The sequence below is a fragment of the Mucilaginibacter pocheonensis genome (assembly GCF_031456535.1).
Classification (GTDB): Bacteria; Bacteroidota; Bacteroidia; order Sphingobacteriales; family Sphingobacteriaceae; genus Mucilaginibacter; species Mucilaginibacter pocheonensis.
Map to the genome: position 1 here is coordinate 1006859 of NZ_JAVDUU010000002.1, position 25465 is coordinate 1032323.

At 43.6% G+C, this 25465-nt stretch carries 24 protein-coding genes; 6 read left to right on the forward strand and 18 right to left on the reverse strand.

The window, feature by feature from the left end; translation table 11 throughout:
- Window positions 1–9: 9 nt before the first annotated feature.
- The 6 genes from J2W55_RS11280 to J2W55_RS11305 all read right to left on the reverse strand — a co-directional run bounded on the left by J2W55_RS11280 (window position 10) and on the right by J2W55_RS11305 (window position 6787).
- On the reverse strand, window positions 10–1038 hold the full coding sequence (locus tag J2W55_RS11280; protein ID WP_310095683.1) for a 2Fe-2S iron-sulfur cluster-binding protein: 1029 nt from the start codon (window positions 1036–1038) through the stop codon (window positions 10–12).
- 106 nt (window positions 1039–1144) lie between these two features.
- Window positions 1145–2143 carry a zinc-binding dehydrogenase gene (locus J2W55_RS11285; protein WP_310095686.1) on the reverse strand — a complete coding sequence of 333 codons (999 nt, stop codon included), beginning with the start codon at window positions 2141–2143 and terminating at the stop codon, window positions 1145–1147.
- 245 nt (window positions 2144–2388) lie between these two features.
- Window positions 2389–3000, reverse strand: coding sequence for a superoxide dismutase (locus J2W55_RS11290; protein WP_310095688.1), 612 nt, complete (start codon window positions 2998–3000; stop codon window positions 2389–2391).
- A gap of 194 nt (window positions 3001–3194) precedes the next feature.
- Window positions 3195–3665: a nucleoside deaminase gene (locus tag J2W55_RS11295; RefSeq protein WP_310095689.1), complete on the reverse strand. Its 471-nt coding sequence runs from the start codon at window positions 3663–3665 to the stop codon at window positions 3195–3197.
- Window positions 3666–4001 (reverse strand): tRNA-binding protein, encoded by a 336-nt coding sequence (locus J2W55_RS11300; protein WP_310095691.1) that lies wholly within the window; start codon window positions 3999–4001, stop codon window positions 3666–3668.
- A 143-nt stretch (window positions 4002–4144) separates the two neighbouring features.
- Entirely contained in the window at window positions 4145–6787 is a 2643-nt protein-coding gene (locus J2W55_RS11305; protein WP_310095693.1) for a ligase-associated DNA damage response DEXH box helicase, read from the reverse strand.
- Between the two features lie 84 nt (window positions 6788–6871).
- On the opposite strand from J2W55_RS11305, the gene J2W55_RS11310 reads away from it, so the two are divergent.
- Window positions 6872–7534 carry a hypothetical protein gene (locus tag J2W55_RS11310; protein ID WP_310095695.1) on the forward strand — a complete coding sequence of 221 codons (663 nt, stop codon included), beginning with the start codon at window positions 6872–6874 and terminating at the stop codon, window positions 7532–7534.
- 76 nt (window positions 7535–7610) lie between these two features.
- Here J2W55_RS11310 and J2W55_RS11315 read toward each other — a convergent pair whose 3' ends face one another.
- The 4 genes from J2W55_RS11315 to nagB all read right to left on the reverse strand — a co-directional run bounded on the left by J2W55_RS11315 (window position 7611) and on the right by nagB (window position 14305).
- Window positions 7611–10472 carry a M16 family metallopeptidase gene (locus J2W55_RS11315; RefSeq protein WP_310095697.1) on the reverse strand — a complete coding sequence of 954 codons (2862 nt, stop codon included), beginning with the start codon at window positions 10470–10472 and terminating at the stop codon, window positions 7611–7613.
- 66 nt (window positions 10473–10538) lie between these two features.
- A complete protein-coding gene (locus J2W55_RS11320) occupies window positions 10539–11042 on the reverse strand; it encodes a DUF2059 domain-containing protein (RefSeq protein ID WP_310095698.1) in 504 nt (167 codons plus the stop codon).
- Between the two features lie 2 nt (window positions 11043–11044).
- Window positions 11045–12160, reverse strand: a complete 1116-nt coding sequence (locus tag J2W55_RS11325) for an acyltransferase family protein (protein ID WP_310095700.1) — start codon at window positions 12158–12160, stop codon at window positions 11045–11047.
- A gap of 222 nt (window positions 12161–12382) precedes the next feature.
- Window positions 12383–14305 carry a glucosamine-6-phosphate deaminase gene (gene nagB, locus J2W55_RS11330; protein WP_310090697.1) on the reverse strand — a complete coding sequence of 641 codons (1923 nt, stop codon included), beginning with the start codon at window positions 14303–14305 and terminating at the stop codon, window positions 12383–12385.
- Window positions 14306–14490: 185 nt separating this feature from the next.
- On the opposite strand from nagB, the gene J2W55_RS11335 reads away from it, so the two are divergent.
- The gene (locus J2W55_RS11335) at window positions 14491–15609 is read left to right on the forward strand and encodes an anhydro-N-acetylmuramic acid kinase (RefSeq protein WP_310095702.1); all 1119 of its coding nucleotides are present in this window, start codon (window positions 14491–14493) and stop codon (window positions 15607–15609) included.
- Window positions 15610–15653: 44 nt separating this feature from the next.
- A complete protein-coding gene (locus J2W55_RS11340; RefSeq protein ID WP_310095703.1) occupies window positions 15654–17159 on the forward strand; it encodes an NAD(P)H-hydrate dehydratase in 1506 nt (501 codons plus the stop codon).
- Window positions 17160–17530: 371 nt separating this feature from the next.
- Here the strand turns inward: J2W55_RS11340 and J2W55_RS11345 are convergent, their stop codons facing one another.
- The 6 genes from J2W55_RS11345 to J2W55_RS11370 all read right to left on the reverse strand — a co-directional run bounded on the left by J2W55_RS11345 (window position 17531) and on the right by J2W55_RS11370 (window position 21918).
- Window positions 17531–18373 (reverse strand): anti-sigma factor, encoded by an 843-nt coding sequence (locus J2W55_RS11345; protein ID WP_310095705.1) that lies wholly within the window; start codon window positions 18371–18373, stop codon window positions 17531–17533.
- A gap of 4 nt (window positions 18374–18377) precedes the next feature.
- Window positions 18378–18929: an RNA polymerase sigma factor gene (locus J2W55_RS11350; RefSeq protein WP_310095707.1), complete on the reverse strand. Its 552-nt coding sequence runs from the start codon at window positions 18927–18929 to the stop codon at window positions 18378–18380.
- 24 nt (window positions 18930–18953) lie between these two features.
- The gene (gene lipA, locus J2W55_RS11355) at window positions 18954–19835 is read right to left on the reverse strand and encodes a lipoyl synthase (protein ID WP_310095709.1); all 882 of its coding nucleotides are present in this window, start codon (window positions 19833–19835) and stop codon (window positions 18954–18956) included.
- Between the two features lie 203 nt (window positions 19836–20038).
- On the reverse strand, window positions 20039–20368 hold the full coding sequence (gene ytxJ, locus J2W55_RS11360) for a bacillithiol system redox-active protein YtxJ (RefSeq protein WP_310095711.1): 330 nt from the start codon (window positions 20366–20368) through the stop codon (window positions 20039–20041).
- A 232-nt stretch (window positions 20369–20600) separates the two neighbouring features.
- Window positions 20601–21095 carry a 6,7-dimethyl-8-ribityllumazine synthase gene (gene ribH, locus J2W55_RS11365; RefSeq protein ID WP_310095713.1) on the reverse strand — a complete coding sequence of 165 codons (495 nt, stop codon included), beginning with the start codon at window positions 21093–21095 and terminating at the stop codon, window positions 20601–20603.
- A 145-nt stretch (window positions 21096–21240) separates the two neighbouring features.
- The gene (locus tag J2W55_RS11370; protein ID WP_310095715.1) at window positions 21241–21918 is read right to left on the reverse strand and encodes a tetratricopeptide repeat protein; all 678 of its coding nucleotides are present in this window, start codon (window positions 21916–21918) and stop codon (window positions 21241–21243) included.
- A 310-nt stretch (window positions 21919–22228) separates the two neighbouring features.
- On the opposite strand from J2W55_RS11370, the gene recF reads away from it, so the two are divergent.
- Window positions 22229–23335, forward strand: coding sequence for a DNA replication/repair protein RecF (gene recF, locus J2W55_RS11375; RefSeq protein WP_310095717.1), 1107 nt, complete (start codon window positions 22229–22231; stop codon window positions 23333–23335).
- Complete coding sequence (locus J2W55_RS11380) at window positions 23322–23612, forward strand: DciA family protein (protein WP_310095719.1); 291 nt, start codon at window positions 23322–23324, stop codon at window positions 23610–23612. Before recF ends, J2W55_RS11380 begins: the two co-directional genes overlap by 14 nt.
- On the opposite strand, the gene J2W55_RS11385 is transcribed toward J2W55_RS11380, so the two are convergent.
- Window positions 23599–23793 (reverse strand): hypothetical protein, encoded by a 195-nt coding sequence (locus tag J2W55_RS11385; RefSeq protein WP_310095721.1) that lies wholly within the window; start codon window positions 23791–23793, stop codon window positions 23599–23601. The two genes, J2W55_RS11380 and J2W55_RS11385, sit on opposite strands and share 14 nt — an antisense overlap.
- Window positions 23794–23908: 115 nt before the next feature.
- Window positions 23909–24328 (reverse strand): nucleoside-diphosphate kinase, encoded by a 420-nt coding sequence (locus J2W55_RS11390; protein WP_310095723.1) that lies wholly within the window; start codon window positions 24326–24328, stop codon window positions 23909–23911.
- 123 nt (window positions 24329–24451) lie between these two features.
- Between J2W55_RS11390 and J2W55_RS11395 the strand changes: the two genes are divergently transcribed.
- Window positions 24452–25462, forward strand: a complete 1011-nt coding sequence (locus J2W55_RS11395) for a DHH family phosphoesterase (protein ID WP_310095725.1) — start codon at window positions 24452–24454, stop codon at window positions 25460–25462.
- Window positions 25463–25465 lie beyond the last annotated feature (3 nt).

Below are 25465 nucleotides of genomic sequence, written 5' to 3' on the forward strand. Positions count from 1 at the left end.
TGTGTATTATTACTCCCCAAAAGATATTACCACGTCATCGCTAACGGGATGACCGGTACAGGTCAATATCCAGCCTTCGGCTATGTCGGCATCGGTAAGCACATCATTTTTTACCATTTCAACTTTACCGCTGGTGCATTTAGCTGTGCAGGTGGAGCAAACACCATTGCGGCAGCTATAAGGCAGCACAACGTTATTTTGCAAAGCTGCCTGTAATATAGATTGATTTTCGCCAACCGGAAGATTATGTAATTCGTCCTTAAGTTTGATCTTAATGGTGCGGGGCGGAAAGTTGACTATAGTACTGGTAACAGCTACTGTTTCGAGTACAAAATTTTCTCTGCGGATTTGGTTGGGCTCAATTCCCATATATACCAGCGCAAACCTGATCATCCGCATATAAGGAAAGGGGCCACAAAGATAAAATTCCGCCTTGTCCAAACCATACTGTACAATTTCACGGGTTAGGGTTTCAACCCTGTCGGTATTTAAACGGTTAGCCTGGCTGCTCAACAGGTAAATGATGTTAAACCGGTTTGCATGACGCATCGCCAATTCATTAAGTTCATCCTTAAATAAAACGGAATTTGAATCCTGATTGCTGTAAATAAGGGTAAGCCGGCTTTTTCCGGGGCGGTTCAGTACATATTTAATTTGCGAAAATATCGGAGTAATGCCAGTGCCCCCGGCAAATAATAATATATCTTTTTCCTGTTCAAAATTATTTATCGTAAAGCGCCCTGCCGGAGCAAGCGCGGTTAAAATATCGCCCGGGCTTTCTTTGGCAAGCATAAAGCGTGATATTTCGCCATTGCTTACACGTTTTACAGTGATGGATAAAAGATCTTCGTCTGGCGACGACCCTAAAGAATAAGACCGCCTGATCTCTTCGTTACGGTGGTTAAATATGAGCGTGATGAATTGCCCTGCTTTATAGTGAATACGGCTGCCCGAAACATTACTTAAATAAAACGTAGCGGTATCTTTGTTTTCCCATTTTATCCGTTCAATTTTTAATTTTAATATATCCTCACTCATGAAAGCTACTCGGGTTTAGCTGCAAGCTTTTGCATATTACGCTGTTCTTTGTATTGGCAAATTGTGCAGCAATTAAGTTATTGGTAAAATAGCTCAACAGCGGCAGTTATAAATTTTGCAATACAATTTTACCAAACTGCGAGGAATTGGCCATTTTATCGACTGCTTTTTGCGCGTCCTTTAGCGGGAATGTCTCATCAATTACAGGAACTAACTGATGGTTGTTCACAAAATTGAGCATAGCCACAAAATCATCATATGTACCCATGGTAGTACCTAATAATTGAAGCTGTTTCCAAAATATCTTACGCCCATCCAGCGGGGGGATATTGCCGGCCGTTCCGCCAAATATCACGATGCGCCCACCGGGGTTGCAAAGGTCAGGGAACTTGGCAAAACCATTGCCCAGCGCGCTATCAATAATAATATCAAAACCATGAACCATCAGCTTCAGCTGCTCAGCCCAGTCCTGCGCCTTATAATTTACACCTGCCGCTGCACCCAGTTGTTTTGCACGTTCAATCTTTTCGCCGCTGCCCGAGGTTACAAAAACCTGACAGCCTGCAGCAACGGCCCATTGCAGGGCAAAAGCCCCGGTGCCTGCGCCTACGCCTGATATTAAAACCTTATCGCCTTTTTTAGCCTTTGCCTTGGTAAATAACGCGCGATAGGCGGTCAATCCGGCCAGTGGTAAAGCCGCGGCTTGCTCCCAGGTTAAATGGACAGGCTTAGGATGCAGGTATTCTACCCTGGTTTTCACATATTCAGCAAAGGTGCCGTTATCCGGCAATCCTAATATTTTAAAGTCTGCGCCCTGATGGTCATCACTATCACCGTAGTTATTACTGGGGTTAATGACCACCTTCTGGTTAAGCCAGTGTATATCCTGGTCGCTACCAACTTCGGAAACAATGCCCGCGCCATCAGAACCCAATATAGATGGATATTTGATACCCGCATATTTGCCTACGGTTATCCAATAGTCGCGACGGTTTAACGCGGCAGCTTTAATATGTACCAATACCTCGCCCGGGGCAAGTACCGGTTTATCAACCTCTTTACAAATAAGCGGTTTATCGGCGGCTTCTAAAACGATGGCTTTCATAGGGACGGTGTTTAACAGATTTTGACCACGTCATTGCGGGAATATCTCTTGAATCTTCCCCCGGTCGGACGAAAACTTTTTGATCACCCTGTTTTCAAATGTTCTCTCTTTTAAGGAGATGGGTGGGCTAATTGCTTAGTGCTCCGCAGCAGACGTGTTTATAATAGTTATATGCGGTAAAAATTAAACAAAAAGCGGCAGAATGCTTAAATCCCGCCGCTTTTTGTTTATATGCTTGTTTAAAATTAAGCAGTTGCTTTTGTATAAAGCTCGGCAACGTGGTTCCAGTTTACCACATTCCATATAGCTGCTAAATAATCAGGACGGCGGTTTTGATATTTCAGATAGTAGGCATGTTCCCAAACATCAATACCAAAAATTGGCGCACCTTTTACTTCGGCAATATCCATTAATGGGTTATCCTGGTTAGGGGTTGATGTTATAGCCAGTTTTTTATCTGCAGTAACAACAAGCCATGCCCAGCCTGATCCAAAGCGGGTTGCTCCTGCTTCAGATAATTTTGTTTTGAAATCGGCAAATGAACCAAAAGTGCTTTTTATAGCTTCGCCTAAAGCGCCGGTTGGTTCGCCGCCACCGTTTGGAGAAAGCAGGGTCCAAAATAAAGAGTGGTTATAATGACCACCGCCATTGTTACGTACGGCAGGCGGGAACTTTGAAATATTTTTGATGATATCATCAATATTACTCTCTGCTTCAGGTTTGCCTTCAAGAGCTTTATTTAAGTTGGTAACGTAAGCCTGGTGATGTTTGCCATGGTGAATTTCCATGGTCAGTTTATCAATGTGCGGTTCCAATGCATCAGTAGCGTAGGATAACGCCGGTAGTGTAAATGCCATAATTGTTATTATTAAAGTTTAAAAGTTTATTGTTGTGACGTAACAAATATAAGAGTTGAACGGAGTTTTTGTTCTAAAAAATTTGTCAGGTTTGTGTCTGGAATCCAAAATTATAGAATTTGAAAACTAACGGCATAAACTACCGGTTTAACCCAATTCCTAAAAAACTGTGATCTGGTAAATTATAGCGCGGGTTATTTCCTTTTGCTTTTGAAAAAATCTTTTACCAACTGGCTGCATTCCGCTTCACGGATACCTCCGGTAATTACTGTTTTGGGATGAGTTATTTTTTGGTTAAGCCTGCCAAAACCCAGCTTAGTGTCATAAGCACCAAACACAATGCGGCTCACCTGAAACCAATAGGAGGCGCCCGCGCACATTACACAAGGCTCCATAGTTACGTAAAGTGTACAACCCGGCAGGTATTTGCCGCCCATGGAGTTGGCCGCGGCCGTTAAGGCCTGCATTTCGGCATGTGCCGATACATCACTCAGCCGCTCGGTAAGGTTATGGCCCTTGCCTATTATTTTTCCGCCGTACACCACAATTGCACCAATAGGTATTTCATCTTCTTCAAGGGCGTAGCGTGCCTCTTTTAAAGCTTCGCCCATAAAAAAATCATCAGGCGAAATGGCGGGTTCGTCCTCAAAATTGATATATCTCATTTAAATAAGTTTACTGCCGTTTGGAACAGGTTTATCAATAGCAGTTAATACTATATCGCCGTTTTCATCTGCAAAACCGGTAACCAAAAATTCCGACATGAAATTAGCGATTTGTTTTTCAGGAAAATTTACAACGCCAACAATCTGCCGGCCTAACAATTCGTCTTTAGTATAATGTTTAGTGATTTGCGCGCTTGACCATCTGATGCCAAACTCTCCGAAATCAACCCTTACCTTAAAGGCTGGTTTACGGGCTTCGGGAAAATCTGCTGCTTCCAGTATAGTCCCAACCCTAAGTTCTACACGTTCAAAATCATGCCAGGTGATAGTTTCCATGGGGCAAAGGTAAAAACCTCGGGTTAATTTATGGTCAGATATACAAATTTCAGAGGTGTAGACGTATTTTTCAGGAGAAGAATAATGAGTGCATCATTTGAATACTAAGGAATCTCTATGCTGTACATATTTTAAGTAGCGAACTAAAACCCTTTCTTTCGCGTGATCCCCGGTTTTCTGTTCCTCCGTTCTGCAGGTTCTGCAACACCTTCTGCCCCATAGCTGCGGGCCATTTTTGCTATGCGTTCTTCCAGTGTTTCGGTGGTAAGCCGCTCCCTGCCCAAACTGTCAACCATGATGGGGAAGGCAAATGGGGTTGGACGCTCTATCACTTTCAGGATGATATTTTGTGTAGCAATACGCTGCAACGCTGCCCTTAACCTGAATTCTTCCAGCTGAAAAGCAAGCGCTTCGTTGTAGGCCTGTCTTACCAGCAGGTTATTGGGTTCATATTCACTAAAAACTTCAAACAATAAGGAGGTGGATGCCTGCAGGTGCCTGTTTTTTACCTGCTGCCCGGGATACCCCGTAAATACCAGCCCGCCAATATGAGCGATATCCCTGAAACGCCTGCGCGCCATTTCGTTGGCGTTCAAGCTGTGCTGAATATCGTCTAACAGGTTATCTATCGAAAAAAAGCCGGCATCTTCCAGGATCTCTTCAATGGGGATATCATCGTCTGTAAGCAATTCAAAACCATAATCATTCATGGCGATAGAAAAGCTCGCCGGTTTTATTTTGCTGATGCGGAAAGCCAGCAGCGATGCCATGCCTTCGTGTACCAGCCGTCCTTCAAAAGGGTAAAATAGCAGGTGATGGCCTTCGCGTGATTTGAACGACTCGATCAGGAACTCATTGCTTTGAGGCAAGTGCGATAGTTCCTGCTGTAAATTGAACAAGGGTTTAAGGGCTATAACTTCTTCATCTTTTTCTACGCCATGCGCAACTTCATCCAGCTTATCCCTGAATACCGCAGCCAGTTGCGACGATAGAGGCATGCGCCCGCCATTCCAGCTGGGGATAATACCCTTGGTGGAGTTTGATTTTTTTACATAGGCCGTCATTTCCTTTACTCTGATAAATTCCAGGCTGCGCCCCGCGAACCAGAATGTATTACCGGGTTTTAATTTCGATATAAATGATTCTTCAATAGTGCCAAGGCTGCCGCCGCTCAGCCATTTTACGCGTACGCTCAACTCGCTGGTTATGGTGCCAATGCTAAGCCTGTGGCGCATGGCCACCCGGCGACTGTTCACTTTGTATAAACCATTTTCGACCTCTACTTTTAAAAATTCATCATATTGTGCCAAAGTTTTACCGCCGCTGGTAATAAAATCAAGCAACTGATCAAATTCGTTACGGGTAATATCGGCAAAGGCGTAGGTGCTTTTTATCTCGTTAAACAACTCATTGGCCCTGAAACCATCTGATACAGCCAGCGTAACCATATATTGAATGAGCACGTCCATGGTAAGCAGCATGGGGTCTCGGCTTTCAAATATGCCCTTTTTAATGGCTGCTTTCAGCGCAGCGCCTTCCAACAGCTCAAGGGAATGCGTGGGTACAAAATAAGCTTTTGATACCGCACCGGGATGATGCCCGCTTCGTCCGGCCCGCTGCATAAAACGAGCCACGCCTTTAGGGCTGCCCACCTGAATAACCGTATCAACCGGCCGAAAATCAACCCCGAGGTCTAAGCTTGAGGTGCACACTACAACCTTCAATGCCTCGGCATGTAATGCCTGCTCAACCCAGTTGCGCAACTCGTTATCAAGCGAGCCGTGGTGCATGGCCATAATACCGGCATATTCCGGGTAATTATCTAAAATGGCATGGTACCAAATTTCAGATTGCGAACGGGTATTTGTAAATATCAGCGTGGTTTTGCTGCGGGCCACAATCTCCATTACCTGTGGCAGCAGTTTTAACCCGATATGCCCGGCCCAAGAATAGTTCTCTACATTATCGGGGATGATAGATCGTATATCGAGCTTTTTCTCCAGATTGGCCCTTATCATTTTTATCTTTTCGGAAGGAAAATCATTGCCCAACAAAACCTCAGCAGCCTGTTCCAGGTTGCCAATGGTAGCGCTGATACCCCAGATTTTTAGTGGGGTGCGGGACTCTGGAGATCGGGGTGCGTGATGCGTGGTGCGGGGTGGGTGGTCAATTATGGTGTTTTTGTTTTCATCCAACCCATACTCCTCGTTCCCCGCATCGCGCACCCCGATCCCCACACTTAATGCTTTCAACTTTGATAACCCCAGTTCCACCTGTACACCCCGTTTGGTACCTAACAGCTCATGCCATTCGTCAATTACTACTATTTGCAGGTTGCCAAACATTTTTGGATATTCCTTTTGGGCCAGCATCAGGTGCAGGCTCTCTGGTGTGGTAAGCAGCACTTCCGGAAGTTTTTTTTTGAGGGCCTGCTTTTCGGCTGCTGGTGTATCACCGGTACGGGTGGCAATGTGCCAGGGCAGGCCAATTTCGTCGCAGGCCTCCTGCATGGCTTTCCTGATATCGTTGGTTAGCGCCCGCAACGGGGTGATCCACAGCATGAGCAAGCCATTGTTTTTTTGTGTGGTGTAGGTGTCGGGATATTTATTAATAAAACCGGCCAAGAAAGGTAAGAACAAGGCAAACGTTTTACCACTTCCGGTTGGCGCATTGAGCAGGCCGGAATAACCCGAAAGATAGGCGGCTTCCATTTCCCGCTGAAATGCGAATTGCTGCCAGTTTTTTTGCCTGTACCATTGCTGTATAATCTGTTGGCCTTTTGTCATTATTTTGTTCAACAAATTAATACTAATTTGGTTAGGTAAATACCACCCGCCAACAAAATAAATATAATACTGTTATGTTGATATATGATTAAAAACGGCCTTATATTATTGTTACTAAGCGCGGGTTTATGCGCCTGTAATCAAACCACTCCAAAGCAAAACTCCGCTAATACCACAGCTCAAAGCGCAGATAGTACCGTAAGGCAGCCCTTACTGGATGATACTGTTGCAAAAAGCCCGGCATCAACAGATACAACTGCTACCAAAACAACGGTTGCTTCCCAACTGATCATCCCGGGTAAAGGAATTGGTGATATTATATTAAATGACGATGTGGCCAATATTATAAAACAATTAGGTAAACCCGATAGCTCTGACGCTGCCATGGGCAGTGCGCTGATGGTATGGTACACAAAACATAACACAACCGGTTACCGGATAAGTATTTTCTCGCATCACAATATGGGTGGCAAAGACGAAGCCGTAAGCCATATTCGAAAGATACTGGTTACTTCGCCCGAATTTAAAACAACTGATGGCATAAGTACAGGAGCTGTAAAAGATGAAATAGAGAAAAAGTACACCCTTAAACCAACCAGCAATTATAAGAGCGAGGATGGCAAGGTACAAGTTTATACCGATACGGATAAAGGGATTTCTTTTGAAATAAACGCAAGCGGCAAGTGCATTGCCATAGTGGTTCATAAAGCACATGATACGGCGGCAGCCTATTTGAACATGCACTAATTACTACTAAAGCTATTTAAAAACAAACACGCCCAACCTCTCTTGAGGCTGGGCGTGTTGTGCGGACAGAAAAACTCTATTTTTTCTCAGGCATCAATATCAGCTTGATGAAATTTTTATCGTTCAGGTATTTGTTGGCGGCATCTTTGGTGCTTTGTACCGTTACCTGGCTAAGGTTGCTTACATGGCTCAATATCTGATCAGGGTTTTCCTGGTTTTGTGATGAAGATGCCAGGTAGCCTGCCCAGAAAACGTTTTCTTTCAACTGTTCCTGAGTTGAACGGGCCTCTTTAGCAACAAATTTTTGAATGTCGGCTGGTTGCGCGCCATTTTGCTTAATCTTGGCTATTTCTTCCAATGTAGCGTTGATCATTTTATCCACATTTTCAGGAGCACATCCAAAATAAACAGTAATAGAGTACCTGCCGCTTGGGTTTTTGTGGTAGCCAGCCCTTACACCAGGCGCATAAACACCACTTTCCTGCTCGCGCAAGCGTTCTATCAGTTTAATGTTTAAAACCTCTTCCAGGGCATCCATTTGTAAGTTATTAGCTTCGTTATAGTCATACTGGCCATTAAAAACCAATTGCACGCTGCTTTTTTCGCCTACACCCTTATTCACAATTTTGGTAACCTGTCCTGGCTGGGGATGTATATCCTGGTTTTTAAAGGTTTCCTTGCTGTTGGTTGATGGCAGGCCGCCTAAATAATGCTCCAGGTAAGGTTTAATGGTTTCTACATTAAAATTACCTACAAGGGTAAAGGTAAAACCGCTGGCATCAGCAAACCTGCTTTTATAAAAATCATAAGCTTTATCAAGCGATGCCGCGTTTAACCTTGCCGGAGTGGTTACCATTGAACGGAAATTATAATTGCTTAAAACAGCCCCTACGGTATCCTGAAAAACACTTACCGGGTCGAGCCCGCGATTGGCCAGTAAAGAACGGGTTTGATCAATTTGCGATTGCCAGATATCCTTATCCTTGCGCGGCTGCGTAAAATACAGGTAGATCAATTGCATTGCAGTTTCAAAATCAGCTGGTGATGAACTGCCGGATACACCCTGTGTTACTTCGGCGATATATGGCGAGATACTTACGTTTTTGCCGGCCAGTTTTTTATCCAGTTGCCCTTGATTAAACTGGGCAATACCGCTGTTGCTGATGATGGAAGCTGCCAGGTTTGCCGAAGTAAAATCATCATCGCTTGCTAAGGATATGCCTCCAAAAGCATAACCGTTTATAAGTATCTGATCATTCCTGAATTCGGTTGGCTTTAAAATTACCTTTACGCCATTACCTAATGTTAAGGTAGTGGTGCCAATGGCATCATCCTTTGTTTCAGCGGTAACCTTGGTGCCCTCGGGCAGTTTGCTCAACAATGGGTCTGACGACACATTATCAACATAAGCGGTTACATTTTGCCCAGCGGTGCTTATCCATTGCAATAACGTTTTTTCGTCAGGAAGCTTGTCTTTTTCCTTGTCGGGGGCTTCAACAATAACTACTCGGTTTTGATCGCTGATGAATTTGCCTGCCATGGCATTCATTTCGGCAACAGTTATTTTGCTGATGTTATTTACATAAAAACTATATTCATATTCAATACCCGGAATGGCTTCGCCGGTTAAAAAGTTTTGCTGGTATTCCTGTACAAAATTTACAGAACGGGTTTTGTCCCTTTCCCGGTAAGCATTGCCCATTTGTACCAGGGCATCCTGTTTGGCGCGTTCCAGTTCGGTAAGTGTAAACCCAAATTTACGTGCGCGTTCGGTTTCGGCCACAACGGCTTTCAGGGCACCTTCCAGTTCGCCGGGCTTGGCAACAGCAATGGAAGTAAACGCATCCTGTTCACCTATAAAGCTACTATAGTTTGAGCGGCCGTATAAAAACGGTGGCTTAGGCTTTTGCAGCAGCTCATCCAGGCGTGCGTTAAGCATCCGGTTGAATAACTGCACCCTCATTTGCTGCATATAATCTGTAGTGGTTTTGGTAACCGTACCAGGATGTTTTACAACAATCTGGGCCAGTGTGTACGGAAATTCGGCATCCGTAGCTATTTTAACAGCGGTACCCTGTGTTGGCGGCACCGTATATTTTACACGTGGTTTTTCTGCTTGCGGATTTTGCAGCTGCGAAAAGTTTTGTTTAATGAGCTCCTCCACCCGTTTAGGGTCAAAGTCGCCTACAGCAATTACCGCCTGCAGGTCCGGACGGTACCAGTCATGGTAAAAACCTTTAATAGTTTCGGGTTTAAAGTTTTTAAGGATATCCTCCTTACCTACCGGCAGGCGCAAAGCGTAGCGCGAGTTATTAAGCAATACAGGTAAAACCTGGTGCTGTAAGCGCTCCTGAGCGTTTTTGCCGCGTAAACGTTCTTCCTCTAAAACAACGCCGCGTTCTTTATCTATCTCCGCCGGATCAAAACTCACATAACCTGCCCAGTTGGCCAGTATTTTAAAGCCATTCTCGAAAATTTTAACAGTATCAGATGGTATGGGCAGCTGATACACGGTTTCGTTAAATGAAGTATAGGCATTAAGATCGGCGCCAAACTTTACTCCCGATTTTTGAAGGTAATCAACCATCGCGTTCTTGGGGAAATCACGCGTGCCGTTAAAGGCCATATGTTCGGTAAAGTGAGCAAGACCCTGCTGGTCGTCAGTCTCTAAAACCGAACCGACTTTATTTACCAGGTATAGGTCTGCTTTGTTTTTAGGTTCAGTGTTTTGCCTGATGTAGTAAGTTAATCCGTTTGGCAGCTTACCTATGATCACCTGCTTATCAACCGGAAGTACATCAGCTTTTGCCGGCACCCGGGCAGCCGTAGCTTTATTTTTAGATGCAGGAGCCGGTCTTTTTTTAACTTGTGCAAAAGCGCCGCCTGAAGCAATGATCAAAGCCAGAGCAACCGCAGAAAGCTTTAGGTTTAATTTCATATTAATTAGGATATTTTATGCTAAGATGCAAAACGAAATTATTAGTTACAAGCTGCCAAATGTTAATTATTCTTTTGCAGCAGGAGCAGTATCCTTCTGAAATTCATCTTTCATCATTTGCTCCAGTTCGGGACGGTGATCGGCGACAGCCTGCTGGCCAATAAGCATTCCTTTTTGTGTTAATACAGTGAGTTTTGAGCTCACTTTTTTTCCAAGCGGCGTACAGTAGAATGCCGACAGCTTTATAAGTTCATCTTCGGTAAATTCGGCAGCATACAGGGCTGCAATCTTATCTTTAAGCGCATCCCATGTAAAATATTTAGTGATGAAAGTATTCATTACTTTTAAATATGAGGCACGATGTTCTTCTGATATTTGAGCGCTTGACGATTTGATCATGTTATCCATAACACTGCCAAATTGATTATTTACATTGGTGGCGATTAAAAAATCCTGGGCTGCTTTAAGATGTGTTGCTGTTATTGCAGGCGCTGCTGTTTGCGCTTTGATACCGGTAACCGATAAAAAGAATAGCGTAATAAATGTGATAAGGTTTAGGTTTAGTTTCATGTTTATATTTTGATAAAGATTTTTTTAACGTAGAATATCCACATCACCAGCCACAATACAGCTACAGTAAATATGGCGCTTGCCAATGATGCATTAACAGGCGAAAAATAAGGTACAAACAAAGTTTGATAAAGTGATACCCCGCCAATTTTGATCATACCCATATAATGAGGGATGAAACCAGAGAGCACATAGGCGGTAATGGCATTAGCTCCAAACACAACAAAAAAATAGGTAAACCTTTTACGGCCCTGCACATCAATAAGCCAATAGCTAAGCGCCAGTGCAATGGTGGCCAGTCCGCCGGTGTATAACACAAATGAGCTTGTCCATAGGGCTTTATTAATGGGGAAGAACAGGTCCCAGATCAAACCTGCTACAACTGCTAATACCCCATAAGTGAACATCCAGCTCACTTTTACATTTTCATCGCGGTCTTTACGTTTTAGCCAGCTACCAACCCGTATACCAAACAACCCGGTGGCAACAGCGGGCAGGGTACCCAATAAGCCTTCCGGGTCCCAGGTATGTGATTCGCGCCAGAGGTGATTGGTGGTAAATACCAGCCTGTCAATCCAGGCGCCCATATTGGTTTCGGGTTCCAGGTTGGCGTAACCCACACCTGGTACAGGGATACAGGTCATGATGATAAAGTAACCAACCAGAGCGAAGGCGAATACCCAGTCGCGGGTTTTTTGCGATGTTTTTAAGTAGAGGATAGTACAGATAAAGTAAACCAGGGCTATGCGTGGAAGTACCCCAGGCAAACGCAAATGAGCTAATCCTCCTTCGGGATGAAAAATAAGCTGTGTGATCCATGGAATAAGCAATAGTATCACCGTACGGCGTAACGCGTTCAGCAATAGTTTGCCATGCGGCATGGTAGCCTTTTTATTTTCCATAGCATAAACCACAGCTACCCCAACCATAAACAGGAAAAAGGGAAATACCAGGTCGGTAGGTGTACAACCATTCCATTTAGAGTGTTCCAGCGGCGGGTATATGTGGCCCCAGTCGCCCGGGTCGTTAACCAGGATCATAGCGGCAATGGTAGCGCCACGAAAAACATCAAGAGAAAGAAGTCTGTTTGGCTTTTCTATTATGCTTTTTGCATTCATTATTTCTGATAACTATCTATTGCAGGTGTCCTTACATGCAATTTCTAACAAACTATCCATTGCATGTGTCCACACAAGCAATTTTTCTATTTATGAAGATCGTTTGTGAGGACACAAACAATGGGATGAAAAACAGCCTTACGAAGTTTTCAAAACTTCGTAAGGCTTTAAATGCGCCAGCTGATAACAAAGCACCTGAGATTGCCACAGCAATGGCATAGATTAAAACTGATAACGCTTAAAGGCCTCCATGGCTTCATATTCAGCAAGGCCGAGGCGGTCATAGCGCTGGGCCGTATCGCGTGTACGGTCCTCGGCACGCACCCAGAACTCGCGGGCATCATCGCCGGGGAACACCGGGCGGTCCTTTTGCGACTGGTGCTTAAAAATGGCGTTGCGCTTGCGGATCACCTCCTGGGGCGAAAGCGGCACGGCCATTTCGATCTCATAAGTTTCAAACTCATGCCATGCCCCACGGTACATCCACAGCCAGCAATCCTTTACCCATTCCTCGGTAGGTTTAAGGCGTTCCAGGGCAGCCAGGATAATGTTAAAACAAACCAGGTGGGTGCCGTTCGGGTCGGCAAAATCACCGGCCGCAAAGATCTGCTGTGGTTTTATTTGCTGCAGCAGGTCAATGGTGAGCTGGATATCCGCTTCGCCCACGGTGTTCTTCTTGGTCTTGCCGGTCTCATAAAAAGGGAGGGCCATAAAATGGATATGGTCATCAGGCAGCCCGGCGTACCGTGCGCCGGAGATCGCCTCTGTCTTGCGGATAAAACCCTTCACGTTGCGGATCTCTCGGGTATCGATCTGGTTTGGCTGTTTCTGCGGGAAAAAAGCCCTCATTTCTTCATAAAGCTTTTGCAGGTGGCCCGTATCCTCGCCAATGCTGTTGGTAAAATCAATGGCAAACTCCATGTAGCGCAGCACATCATCATCCCAAACGGCGGTATTGCCCGAAGTCTGGTAAGCCACATGCACCTCATGACCCTGGTCTACCAGGCGGATAAAAGTACCGCCCATGGAGATCACGTCATCATCAGGATGCGGAGAAAAGATGATGGACCGTTTTTTGGCCGGCAGGGCCCTTTCCGGTCTTTGGGAATCATCGGCATCGGGCTTTCCGCCGGGCCATCCGGTAATGGTATGCTGTATCTGGTTAAAGATATCGATATTGATGTTGTACACCGGCCCCTGCTCCACGGCCAGCTGCGCCATGCCATGGTTGTTGTAATCCTCCTCGGTCAGTTTCAGCACCGGTTTGCCGATGGTATCGGCCAGCCAGATCACCGCTTTCTTTTTCAGGAGCTGGTCATCCCAGGAACAGTCCTTCACCAGCCATGGGGTATCAAACCGGGTAAGCTCAGAAGCAGCATCCACATCCAGCACAAACTCCACATGGTCAGACAGCTGGAGGTAAGTAGCCGGCACATCGCCCGACATTTCGCCCTCCACGGCTTTCTTGATGATCGGTGCCTTCTTTTTGCTCCAGGCCATCAGGATGATCTCGCGAGCCTTAAAGATGGTGCCGATGCCCATGGTGATGGCCTTGGTAGGCACATTGGCCTTGCCGCCAAAATCGCGGGAGGCGTCATTGCGGGTAAGGTCATCCAGGGTCACCAGGCGGGTACCCGAGTTAGGGGCCGACCCCGGTTCATTGAAACCGATGTGACCGGTACGGCCGATACCGAGGATCTGCAGGTCGAGCCCGCCCAGCTCCTCGATCTTATGCTCATAAGCCAGGCAAAAGGCAGCCACGGCCTCCTGGTCAAGGGTGCCATCGGGGATGTGCACATTGGCCTTATCGATATCCACATGGCTAAAGAGGTTCTCGTACATGAAGGTCACATAGCTTTGAGCAGCATCGGGCTTCATGGGATAATACTCATCAAGGTTAAAAGTGATCACGTTGCTGAAAGACAAGCCCTCCTGCTGGTGCAGGCGTACCAGTTCGGCATACACCCCGATGGGGGTAACACCGGTAGCCAGCCCAAGCACGGCTTTTTGGCCGCGGGCCTGCTTATCCCGTATCAGTTTGGCTATCCTGCCGGCTACCGCCACGGATGCTTCCTGCTGGTTGCCATAAACGCTTACCGGCAGCTTCTCGTACCGGGTCTCTTCCAATAAATTTAATCGGGCCATGTATCAGTATTAATAAGTTTGTGCTTGTTCAAACAAATATATCAGATATTTACATAGTGCAGCTATTAATTTAACTTTCATAAACGCGCAACAAATGGTAACTTAAGCCTATGCTATCGTTTAACAAAAATTTGCAGCGGCTTTTTAATATTGCCCAAAAAACTACTAAAACAGGTGTTGGTTTAATGTCAGGAACTTCTTTGGATGGCCTTGATATAGCCTTATGCAGCTTTACCGGCAATGGCACCCAAACTCAATTTGGGTTGTTGCAATTTGTTACCATACCTTACCCGCAAAGTTTTAAAGATGAAGTGCAAAGGGTTTTTGCCCGCAAAATGGCCGACCTGGAACAGATAACCCTGTTAAATGCTTTTATAGGCAATTATCACGGCGAATTGGTTTTAGAAGCGCTTGCAGGCTGGGGCATAAACGCAGATACTGTTGATTTTATAGCCAGCCACGGGCAAACTATATATCATGCACCTAAAAGGCTGCACCAGCGGGCTGATTATCCCAATGCTACCCTGCAAATTGGTGATGGCGACCATCTTGCCGTAAAAACCGGCATCCTGACCATCAGTGATTTCAGGCAAAAACATATTGCGGCTGGCGGGGAGGGGGCACCCTTAGCTCTGTATGGCGATGTGCTTTTAGGCGGCAAGCCGGGCGAGAACCGGATATTGCTGAATATCGGCGGTATAGCTAATTTAACCTATTTACCGGCCGATGGCGATGCGGCTAAGGTTTTGTGTACAGATGTTGGCCCGGGAAATACATTGATAGATGCCGCCTGCCGAAAGTATTTTAACAAAGCTTATGATCAGGATTCGATGATTGCATACCAGGGCAATGTAAATGAGGATCTGCTAAGGGCACTGCTTCACCATCCTTTTTTTGAAGAAGCGGCCCCTAAAACTACCGGCCCCGAATTGTTTAGCTTAACCTATGTAGAGCAAGCGCAATTGCGCACAGGAACTGAACATATAAAGAGTGAGGACCTGGTATGTACATTGAGTATGTTTACCGCCGTGGCTATTGAAAACTTTATTAAAACAAACGTAAGGGTTGATAAACCGGGCATATTTGTAAGCGGCGGCGGTGCAAAAAATCTTTTTGTGATGGCTCATTTAAAGCAGGCCTTTACTAACGCATCCATTGCAGATACCACCGGCCTGGGAATTGACCCGGATGCAAAAGAGGCTATACTATTTTCCCTGCTGGGTAACGAAGCCTTGTGCGGCGAGCCTGTAGCTATTGGCAATAACCCAGCCGTGCTGATGGGTAAATTTAGTTTCCCGGGTTAACAACTTTACAAAACAAAACATATAATTCCATACTTTAGAATGATATGCTGCCATTACTTACTTCTGCACAAATACGTCAGGCCGATGCTTATACCATAGCCAATGAACCTATCACTTCTGTTGATTTGATGGAACGTGCCTCCAAAGCATTTGTTGGCTGGTTCATCAATCATTTTCCCGATAAGAGAGAATCCATAACCTTTTACTGCGGCACCGGTAACAATGGCGGCGACGGCCTGGCTATAGCCAGGCTATTAGGCGGGCATCAGTACAAAAAAATATATGTTAAAATAGCGCGCTTCAGTGACAGGGTGTCTGATGATTTCACTATTAATCTGGAGCGATTAAAGCAGACCAGCATACCGGTAATTGAAATAAATAAAGGTGATGAACTGCCTGACGAAAATAGCGCGATTATTATAGATGCTTTATTGGGCAGCGGATTGAACAAACCCCTTACAGACGACTATGAGCGCCTGGTTAAATATATCAATGACCTTCATAGAACAGTGGTTGCTGTTGATGTGCCTACCGGATTTTTTTCGGATGCAGAAATATTGCCCGGTGCCACGGTGATCAATGCCAACCTGGTAATCACTTTTCAACAAGCGCGGATCAATTTTTTGTTGCCTGAATCGGCCCCGCATATTAAAAGCTGGGAAACAGTGAACATTGGTATAAGTGAGGGATATGTGCAAACATTAAATTCATTGTACCAGTTTGTTGAAGAAAAGGATATCAGAAGCACGCTAAAGCCGCGGAGCCGGTTTAGCAACAAAGGTACTTACGGGCATACACTTATTATTGCAGGGCAGGAAAAAACAATGGGGGCGGCGCTGCTTTGTGCGTCGGCAGCGGCCCATGCGGGCGCTGGCTTAACTACCGCCTGTGTGCCGCAAAGCGGGCTTACTGCCTTAAATAGTTACCTGCCCGAAATTATGGCTGTTATCCGTAGTGAAAATGAACAGCCCCAGATTGAGTGGGATAAATTTAGCTCGATAGCCATTGGACCGGGCCTGGGCAAAGGCGAAGACGCAACCGCCTTGTTATCGGCTGTTATAAAAAATTACAAAAAACCAATAGTTATTGATGCCGACGCGCTCAATTTATTGGCCGAGAATAAAACGCTTTTACAACAATTGCCTCCTGGCAGCATTTTAACCCCGCATATGAAAGAGTTTGACCGTTTGTTTGGCGAACATAAAAGCTGGTGGCAAAGACTGCAGACAGGAATGGAGCAGGCCAGCAAACTACAGGTTTATATAGTTTTAAAGAATGATTACACCATAACGCTATCGCCGGAAGGTAAGGCTTATTTTAATTCGACCAGTAATGCGGCTATGGCATCGGGAGGAATGGGTGATGTGCTTACCGGCATTGTTGCGGCGTTGCTGGGTCAGAAATACACATCTTTGCAGGCGTGCCTTATTGGGGTGTATGTACACGGCAAAGCAGGCGACGAATTAGCATTACCAAACCGGCTGAATGTTGTTCTGCCGGGTAAGCTTGCTGCCAACCTGCCCGTTACTATGGCAAAATTATTGGCATAAAAAAAACGGTTGCAAGTATTATACAACCGTTTTTTATTAACTATTAACTGATCTTATAAAGAACTAAATACTCAAACTTTAAATGTTAGATTTATGATATAAATCAGGTTTTTTTAATCTAACTAAACATAAGACGCTCGAACTATCCTAATAGTTACAAAAAAAAGAATAATTGAGGTATTTTTTAGTTAAATAATTGTTAAATAACACCATAAAGTGTTCTTTTGTTTCTATAAATAACGTAAAACAACCTCAATAGTATATAAAAGCGCTTAAAAACTCCTAAAAAAGATACGATATATCATGGCCAGCCCGGCGGGTCAATATGATCAAAGTAATAAATTCGCAGGAAAGCTGTGAGGTGAGGACGGTCAGAATTTGCCTAAAACTACCATTTGATCCATTGTTGGGTTAACACTGCCGCCCCTTGGCTCAAGCGTTACGGCAAAGGCATCAGCAAGTGCAATTGACTTCATTTCCTTCATGTGGGTAGAGTCGGCTGAAGCATCAAAAACACCAAGATCAACAGGTTTGCCCCCAACCATTGCCCAAAGCTGATATTGATGGTCTTTGTCATTTTGAGGCAGCTTAACATTGCCCATATCAATCATTACTTTTTTCTTTGCCCGGCTAAATGCAATGGTTACGGCTGAGGCGGGCGTTTTGGCAGTTCCCTGCAGTTTTAGCAATTTGAAAGAAGGGTCATGAAAGATGCTCAATTCCCGGTCCATTAAATTTACCTTGCTGGCAAATTGCTGGTTTTGCAATTGCATGGCAACCAATTGCCCATTTGATTGCTGCAGTTTATTGTAAACGTTTACCAATGCAATTGTGCTTGCTATTAATAAGGCCAAACTTGCTGCAAATGCGTATTTATAAAAACTGTTTTCCTTACGCGCAGGTAAGGTTATTACATCTTCCCCAGTTTCGTATGAATTATTTTCTTCGCGGTGTGGTGCGGCAGTGAAATTGTTATCATCGCCAAAATTGGTGAGGGTGCTGCCTAATACGCGGTTACGTAAACTATCTGGTGGATTAATCGCATTTTCCCTGGCATACAGTTCCATTGACCGCTCAATTTCATCAAGTTCGGCTTTTACGGCCGGATGCTTTTGGGCCATCTCCTCCACTTGCAACCTTTCGTTAGGGGTTACATCCCCTAGAACGTAAAGTTCCAATATCCCTGTTTCAATATATGCCTTTATATCTTCCACTACTTCAATTAAAATATTTCCTGAGTTGTTGTATGCCCATCCTTAATCGTGTTTTGATAGTTCCAAGCGGAATGCCTAATTCATCAGCGGCTTCAACATGTGTATAGCCTTTAAAATACACTAAGTCGATAATTGATTTTTGTTCGGGTTTTAAAGTTTCAAGCAGATCTTTAATACCCATTAATTCAGGCTTGTAAACCGTGTTCCTTTGTTCATCAATAAAAGTTACGGTATTTTCAATCTCCTGGTTTTTATTCTGATTTTTAAAATCTTTTGATCTGATCTTGTCAATTGCAAGATTGCGCGCAATGTTAGCCATCCAGGTAAACAGGCGGCCTTTTTCGGCGCTGTAACTTGAAAAGGAGTGCCAGATCTTTACAAAGGTTTCCTGTAAAACATCCTCGGCAATAGCTGTATCAGTAATGATGCGTGATATTATGCCGTATAGTGAAGCCGAATACATGTCATATAACGCTTCAATAGCAATTTTTTCACGGTTCTTCAGTGAAAGTACCAGTTGCTCTTCTGTAAGCGATATTTTATGTTTTTTACTCAACCGGATGAATGTATAAAGGAAATATTATATATCAAACAGATGTTTTTCTGCATGATAAGATGAACGAACCAACGGGCCGCTCTCTACATATCTAAAACCCTTATCTAATCCAATTTGTTTGAGCCGGGCAAATTGATCGGGATGTATCCAGTCAACTACCGGGTGGTGGTTGCGTGTTGGCTGCAGATATTGCCCTAAAGTAAGGATATGTACACCGGCGGTCAATAAATCATCCATTGCCTCTAATATATCTTCCTCGGTTTCGCCCAAGCCCAGCATAATGCCTGATTTTGTGCGAAGGCCTGCTTCGGATGTGTGCTTCAGTGCTTCAAGGCTGCGGTCATATTTGGCCTGTATGCGTACCTCCTTTGTGAGGCGGCGTACTGTTTCCAGGTTATGAGATACTACTTCGGGCCGGGTTTCTAAAACGCGGGCCAGATTGTCCCAGTTACCCCTAAAGTCGGGCAATAAGGTTTCTAATGTAGTTTGGGGACTTTCGCGGCGTATGGCGTTAATGGTTTCGGCCCAAATAATGGAGCCGCCATCTTTAAGGTCATCGCGGTCAACCGATGTAATAACACAGTGCTTTACCTGCATCAGCTTTACCGATGTAGCCACGCGGTTGGGTTCGTCAACATCAACAGCCAAAGGCCTGCCTGTTGCTACCGCGCAAAACGAGCAGGAGCGGGTACAAATGTTGCCCAGTATCATAAATGTAGCGGTACCTGCCCCCCAGCATTCGCCCATATTGGGGCAGTTACCACTTTCGCAAATGGTATGTAGCTTATGCTCATCAACCAAACTGCGTACGTGAGTATATTCTTTTCCAATAGGGAGCTTAACCCTGAGCCAATCAGGTTTACGCTGTGGCTGGCTAACAGCAGGAACTACCGGTAAATCAATCATAATGCAAATGTAGTTAAAAACAAAATAACCCTTTATGGGCCTTAACCTAAGTTTTACGAATAAATTATAATTGAGCCCCGGGTATAAGTGTTCACGGTGAACATCATGAACGCTCGTGAACGCTGACATGAACATGTCAGTAAAATAAAGCTACCCGGAAAATACCCCGGGTATGAAATAATAATTTACTGATTAAATGCCTGTTAAGCTAAAACCGATAGAGCTTCTTCGATAGAGATACCGCCATGTGACTGGTCAAGGATGCATTCGCCGTCTTTGATCAGTAATAACTGTGGGGATTCATGGTTTACCTGGAATATTTCGGCAACCTGCCTGGATAGGTCGCGGTAAGTAATGAGGTCTAAAAAATAAAGCGGCATGTCTGCGGGAAGATCTTCCCAATCAAGTTCAAAACGCCTTTTAGCCATCATGCTGATGGAACAGCGTGTGCTGTGTTTAAAAATCAGGCTATAACCCTGGTGCTGTTTAATGCTATTCAATTGATCTGCCGACTCCAACGAAATCCAATTCATAAAAGATAATTATATAGTGTTCAATGCTATAACGTAATTATAACATAAAAAACGCGCATAGTTTTTAGCGAAAATAAAAAATGACATTTTCCTGTTAACGCCGGCTTTTTGGATAAGATCCGTAAGCAGGGCATAATTTATTGGAGCATGATGAAACCACACTGCCAACTGTTAAGGCTATAAGCGCTATGTAAATAAATTTTTTCATTTTAATTAAACAGTTTAACGTAAATCAGCTATTTAATGTTTCGGCAAGGTTAGCCATTTTTATGGCTGTAATGGCAGCTTCGTCACCTTTATTACCATGTTTACCGCCCGCACGGTCAATAGCCTGCTGCTGGTTATCAGTGGTTAATACGCCAAATATAACAGGTTTTGAATATTTTATAGCAACATTACTTACCCCATTTGCCACGGCGTTGCAAATAAAATCAAAATGGCGGGTTTCGCCCTGTATAACGCAGCCTAAGCAAATAACAGCATCTAATTTGCCGGTTTTTAACAACAGATCGGCACCTGACGTTAATTCAAAGCTTCCGGGCACAGCGTGGGTAAAAATGTTTTCGGGCAGGGCGCCGTTGTTAACCAGGCTCTGGTAGGCTCCCTGATAAAGGGCATTGGTAATCTCGGCATTCCATTCGGCTACAACAATGCCAAAACGGTATGCCTGTGCCGAAGGTATTTCGGTGTTCGAAAAATCAGATAAGTTTTTAAGCTGTGTAGCCATATATATTGTATTTCGGATTTGAGATTTTCGATTTAAAATTTATCTGATTTCGGAATTATTATTTAAAAAAAATCGATTTCGGATTTATATAGGTGAATCACCAATTTATAAATCCGAAATCGAAATTCCGCATCCGAAATACAGATTATTGTTTCGCTTCCGCGCGTGCTATATATTCGTCAATATTTTGTGCTTCGGCACTTTCCGGATATTCTGTTTTTATCCTTTTATAGGCTTCAGCTGCTGATTTATTGTCTTTTTGCTCTTCATAAACCAAGCCAAGCTTTTTTAAATAAAACGGTGATAAAAACTTATTTTTTGCTTTATCAACGGCCTTGTTAAAGTATGAAATTGCTTTTTCGTAGTCTTTTAATTCAACAGAAGCATCACCTGCACCACCTAAAGCTTCAGCAGCTACCATGCTGTCGTCGCCACGGTAATTATTTAAATTATCAATAGCTTTACGGTATTCGCCTTTGTTTAAATAAGCTGTACCTAAATAAAAATAAGCCAGGTTGGCAGCTTTTGTATTACTGTATTCGCTGATGATTTTCTCAAAACCAGGATAGCTGGCATCACCTTTAATAGCTTTGTCCCAGTCTTTTTTTGCCCAAAAATCCTGCGCAACGTGCATTTGATCGGCAGCGGTAATTTCGCGCGGACCCAAATATAACTTCAGATATAAAAGATAAATAGCAATAAGGGCTATGATGGCCCCACCTATAAATAATAGGCTTTTTTGATTCTCGCGTACAAAGTTACTGCTCTGCCCAAAAGTATTTTCTGATGATGCAACCTTGGTATTCGCCTGGGTTTTTGACATTGTTGTTACAAAATTAAGTTTGCAAAGTTACGGTTTTCATAATTTCTGGCAATAGCTTTTAAATTAAATAATTAAAGTTTTGATTGGCCTGTTAATCCCAGGCAAAAAGCGGGATTTTAATACAGCTAACAGCATCTGTGTTAAAACTGCAAATGACAGGGCAGGTTTTAAAGCGGTATCACAAACTGGGTGGTTTTGTTAGGTATTAGCTATCAGGTTTTATCAGGTTTACAAAAAGTATAAAAAGCGCCTGATTGTGGAAATTTAATAAAGATAGCGAAGAACTAATTGCCTAAATTTGCCTTCCCGTATGTATTTGCAACAGCTGTCAGTTATCAATTTTAAGAATTATGAGGGGGCCGAACTTGTTTTTAGCGCGGGGGTAAATGCTTTTGCCGGTAACAACGGCGCAGGTAAAACTAATCTGCTCGATGCCATTCATTATCTGTCATTGTGCAAAAGCTATTTTAACCCTATTGATAGTCAGCAAATAAAACAGGGTGCCGATTTTTTTATTATCACCGGTGTTTTCAATAAAAACAAACACACCGAGGCGGTGGCATGTTCTGTTAAACGCAACCAAAAAAAACAGTTTAAGCGGAATAAAAAAGATTACCAGCGTTTGGCCGACCATATTGGCTTGTTGCCACTGGTTATGATATCACCATACGATACCAGTATTATTACGGAGGGGAGCGAGGAGCGCCGTAAGTTTATTGATAATGTAATATCACAAACGGATAACCATTACCTTGACGAACTCATTACCTATAATAAGGTATTAGCCAACCGTAACGCGCTTTTAAAGCACATTGCCGAAACCGGCCGTTATGATCCGGGTTTGCTGGAGGTGCTTGACGAACAATTAACAAACTCCGGCAACCGCATTTTTGAAAGGCGTAAGGCCTTTATGGAACATTTCACCAATATTTTTAATCAACATTACAGCTTTTTAAGTGATGGCGCCGAGCAGGTTGAACTGGTTTATGAGTCGCAATTATTGCAGGAGGATTTTGCGGCCATGCTAAAAAAAAACATGGAGCGCGACCGGGTGCTTGAGCGTACCACGGCAGGCATCCATAAAGACGACCTCCAATTTGGCATATATGGCATGCCTATGAAAAAATTTGGGTCGCAGGGACAGCAAAAATCCTTTTTAATTTCACTTAAGCTGGCCCAGTATACATTTTTATACCAGCAAAAAGGGTTTAAACCACTGCTGCTGCTTGATGATATTTTTGATAAGCTTGATGAAGAGCGGGTTACCAAGCTGATGAAAATGGTGTCGAATAATGATTTTGGGCAGGTATTTATTACTGACACCAGTGTAAGCCGGGTTGAAAATGTTTTTAACAAGATAGCGGTGGATGTAAAACTATTTAAAGTAACAGGAGGAACAATTGATGCGCAGAGCTAATGATAAATCAATAAAAGATGCTATTGAGCAAATGCTGAACGTTTATAAAATTAAACGCCGCTTTGATGAAACCGCTGTTGTAGCGTACTGGCCCGAGCTGGTTGGAAAGCCGGTGGCTAACCGTACCAAAGAACTGTTTATCCGCGATAAAAAATTATTTTTACGTATAGAGTCATCAGTAATAAAAAACGAACTAATGATGATGCGTGCGCAGATAGTGGAAAAGATAAACGAAAAAGCTAACTGTATACTGGTTGAAGAAGTTATTTTTCTTTAGAAAAGCGGAATTTTTGCTTTACGCCTATGTCATCATTAATAATAGAGTAGGCAAAAATGAATATGCCGGGGATGATGAACGCAAGCTGAACTTCGGGGTGAGCTTTATAAAGTAATATGGTTGCTGCGCTTAAGCATACTATGAGCAGCAGATATATGATACTTTTCAGAAACCGTTTCATGTAATTAACTTTAAACCCTTTTGTTGTAAAATTACAAAACGTAAATTGGATAAAGCAAAAAAATAATTATTTACAGGTGTAATTAACTGAACCACACCTGTAAATTAGCTAATGATTAAAATCTTTCGAAAGCCGAAAAGAAAAAGTTGCCTTCAATGTCCGCGTTCTCGTCAGAATCTGAACCATGAACCGCATTTGCTTCAATTGACTTGGCAAATAAGTTACGAATGGTACCCTCTTCGGCCTTTGATGGATCGGTAGCACCTATCAGTTTACGGAAATCTTCAATAGCGTTATCTTTTTCAAGTATAGCGGCTACAATTGGTCCCGATGACATGAAATTAACCAGGTCTTTATAAAAAGGGCGTTCTTTATGAACCTCATAAAACTGACCTGCTTTTTCCGGACTTAATGAAGTGTATTTAAGCGCGATCACTTTAAATCCGCTCTTGGTAATCTTGTCTATAATTGCACCAATATGCCCGTTTGCAACAGCATCAGGCTTAATCATGGTGAAAGTTCTGTTAGTTTTCATTATCGCTTTTTAAGATTGGCGCAAAAATAAGATTTTACATCTGTAACATAAAGCGTTTTGAATTAAATAAGATGGTTTGTATTTAATTTATTTATTTAGCTTTGCAACTCTTTTTTAAAATTGATGTTAGATTTAGCTGCGCTTAAAGACCTGTTAGAACAACCACAAAAAATAGTGATCACCACCCATCATAAACCTGATGGCGATGCTATGGGTTCCTCATTGGGTTTGTATAATTACCTGATACAGCAAGGCCATCATGCAAAAGTGATCACCCCTACAGATTATCCTGATTTTTTGAGCTGGATGCCCGGTAATGAGGATGTTATCATTTATACTGAACAACCAGAAAAATCGGCAGCTTTAATTGCGGATGCAAAACTAATATTTTGCCTTGATTTTAATGCGCTGGGCCGTATCAATGAAATGGGTATGCTGGTAGGCGAAAGCAGGGCTTTTAAGATCATGATCGATCATCACCTTGAACCCGAGGATTTTGACGATTACAGGCACTGGAACATCAATGCCTGCGCTACAGCCCAGCTGATCTATGATTTTATTGTTAATGAACTGCATCAGCCCGAATTGATTAATAAAGACGTAGCTACCTGTCTGTATACCGGTATCATGACCGATTCAGCATCGTTCAGGCTGCCTAACACCACCTCGGCGGTGCACCGCATAGTGGCCAACCTGATTGATGCAGGCGCGGTTAACTGGCGCATACATGAGCTGGTGTATAACAGCGCATCAGAAAACCGGCTCAGGTTTTTAGGGCATTGCCTGGCCAATTGCCTCGAAGTTTTGCCTGAATATAATACAGCTATAATAGCGGTAAGTAAAGACGATCTTGAAAAATTTGACGTTGATACAGGTGATACTGAAGGTATAGTGAATTATGCTTTATCAATGGCCAGCATCCGTTTGGCTGCATTTATAGTGGAGCGGAAGGATAAGGTAAAGCTTTCCCTGCGCTCAAAAGGCGAATTTCCGGCCAATGAGATATGTAAAAAATATTTTGGCGGCGGCGGCCACCGCAACGCGGCGGGAGGTTACTCGGATGGAAACCTTGAACAGGTTATACAACAGTTTAAATTAATATTACCCGAATATAAAAAACTATTAATACAGTAAAAC